General features: G+C 62.1%; 3 protein-coding genes and 1 pseudogene. All 4 read left to right on the top strand.

Annotated elements, in window-relative coordinates; translation table 11 throughout:
* On the top strand, window positions 1-597 hold a 597-nt coding region (locus EN939_RS29810), incomplete at its 5' end, for a hydantoinase B/oxoprolinase family protein (protein WP_206528372.1).
* A 74-nt stretch (window positions 598-671) separates the two neighbouring features.
* On the top strand, window positions 672-866 hold the full coding sequence (locus EN939_RS29805; protein WP_127271246.1) for a hypothetical protein: 195 nt from the start codon (window positions 672-674) through the stop codon (window positions 864-866).
* 133 nt (window positions 867-999) lie between these two features.
* On the top strand, window positions 1,000-2,298 hold the full coding sequence (locus tag EN939_RS29800; RefSeq protein ID WP_127271244.1) for a DUF3419 family protein: 1,299 nt from the start codon (window positions 1,000-1,002) through the stop codon (window positions 2,296-2,298).
* A pseudogene (locus EN939_RS39415) lies at window positions 2,295-2,451 on the top strand (SAM-dependent methyltransferase); the annotation flags it as partial. The gene EN939_RS29800 and the pseudogene EN939_RS39415, both read left to right, overlap by 4 nt.

Here is a 2,451-nt window from a genome sequence, read left to right as displayed (position 1 = left end):
GGCTGCATGCTAAACCCCGCCTACCCCGCCGCGGTCGTCGCCGGCAATGTCGAGACCTCGCAGCATGTCACCAACGCGCTGTTCGGCGCCATGGGCGCCATGGCCAACGCGCAAGGCACGATGAACAACCTGACCTTCGGCAACAAGATCTACCAGTACTATGAGACGATCTGTTCCGGCTCGCCGGCCGGCCAGATGAACTCGGGCCGCGGCTTTGCCGGCACCTCAGGCGTCCACACCCACATGACCAATTCGCGCCTCACCGATCCCGAAGTGCTGGAACTGCGCTTTCCCGTACTGCTCGAGGATTTCCACATTCGGGAAAATTCCGGCGGCAAGGGCAAATGGAACGCCGGCGACGGCACCAAGCGCACCATCCGCTTCCTCGAAAAGATGGAATGCGCCATCCTGTCCTCGCATCGCAACCGGCCGCCGCAAGGGCTGGATGGGGGCGGCGATGGCGAGGTCGGCTCGACCAAAGTCCGCCGCAAGGACGGCACAATCGACATGCTGAAAGCCTGCGACCAGACAGTGCTGCAGGCAGGAGACGCCGTCATCCTGACGACGCCGACGCCGGGCGGGTTCGGAGGGCAATGACGAATGCTTGCCGGGCGCGGACATGGCGAGCCAGAGGCGGGCGCATGTCCGCAATATTCTGAGGAGAAGTCGCCATGTCCATCGTGAAGAACATTCCTGCCTACCCGAGCAAGACCTTCAACGACGGTTATCTCGATGGATACCAGTCACTCAAGCCCGGCATCGTCCCCTCAATGCCTTCCTACAGCAAGGTGCCAATCGGCCTCACTCCGTATCAATGGGGCTTCACACTTGGAGAGGATGACGCACGTGCAACTGGTTCGCAGTAAGGGGTGTGTTCGCGGCGGTATCATGGGCTTCGATAGTGCGCAAGTTGATGCCAGATGAAGTTGCGCGGCGGTATCAACTGATTTTACGCGCCACCTCTGTCAGGAGGCGTCAACAGGCTGTCACCGGCTTGTCATGACCCTAGGCTACCCGCTTGCGGCAAAGCAAATGGGGAATCATCTTGCCATGACGGACGTTTCCGCAGATCTGGTTTTTCGCCGCGGCAAGGAAGTTGGAAAGGCCGTCTACCAGAACCGCCCGCTGTCGAAGGCCGGCATTTCGGAGCGGCTGTTCGCCTTCCTGTTCTCCGGCCTCGTCTATCCGCAGATCTGGGAAGACCCCGATGTCGACATGGAGGCGATGCAGCTTGGCCAGGGCCACCGCGTCGTCACCATCGCCTCGGGCGGCTGCAACATTCTGGCCTACCTCACGCGCTCGCCGGCCCGGGTCGACGCCGTCGACCTCAACACCGCGCACATCGCGCTGAACCGCATGAAGCTGGAGGCGGTGCGCCATTTGCCATCGCAGGGCGACCTGTTCCGCTTCTTCGGCGCCGCCGACACCAGCCACAATTCGAAAGCGTATGACCGTTTCATCGCGCCGCATCTCGATCCTGTCAGCCGTCACTACTGGGAGCGCCGCAACTGGCGCGGCATCAGGCGCATCACTGTGTTCGACCGCAATTTCTACCAGACCGGCCTGCTCGGCCTGTTCATCGCCATGGGCCACCGCACGGGAAAATTCTTCGGCGTCGACCCCTCCGGCATCATGCAGGCCAGGAACATCGGCGAGCAGCGCCGATTCTTCAACGAGGAGCTGGCGCCGGTCTTCGACAAGAAGCTTTTGAGATGGGCGACGTCGCGCAAGGCTTCGCTGTTCGGCCTCGGCATTCCACCGGCGCAGTATGATTCGCTGATCACGTCGGGCGACGGCACCATGGCCAGCGTGCTGAAAGCCCGGCTGGAAAAACTCGCTTGCGATTTTCCACTGGAGAACAACTATTTCGCCTGGCAGGCCTTCGCCCGGCGCTATCCGAACCCCGGCGAGGCCGCCCTGCCCGCCTATCTCGAAAAACAGAATTACGAGACCATCCGCGGCAATGTCGACCGCGTCGCCATCCACCATGCCAATCTGATCGAATTCCTCGCCGGCAAGGATGCAGGCTCCGTTGATCGATTCGTCCTGCTCGACGCGCAGGACTGGATGACCGACGATCAGCTCAACGCACTGTGGACGGAAATCACCCGCACCGCTTCCGCAGGCGCCCGCGTCATCTTCCGCACCGCCGCCGAGCCCAGCCTGTTGCCGGGCCGTGTCTCCAGCTCGCTGCTTGACCAGTGGGATTATCAGGACCAAGCTTCGCGCGAATTTTCGGCCCGCGATCGCTCGGCCATCTATGGCGGCTTCCATCTCTACGTGAAGCGCGCCGCATGAGCACCAGCGAGTTGCCGGCCAGCCCCGAATTCAAGGCCAACCATGCCGAACTGATGGACGGCGTCTACCGCTGGCAGCGCCACATCTACGACCTGACACGCAAATACTATCTTCTCGGCCGCGACCGGCTGATCGCGGGGCTCGATGCTGTCT

The organism is Mesorhizobium sp. M7A.F.Ca.CA.002.05.1.1, assembly GCF_003998335.1.
In the GTDB taxonomy this organism is placed as follows: Bacteria; Pseudomonadota; Alphaproteobacteria; order Rhizobiales; family Rhizobiaceae; genus Mesorhizobium.
This window is presented reverse-complemented; position numbering and strand designations above follow the sequence as displayed.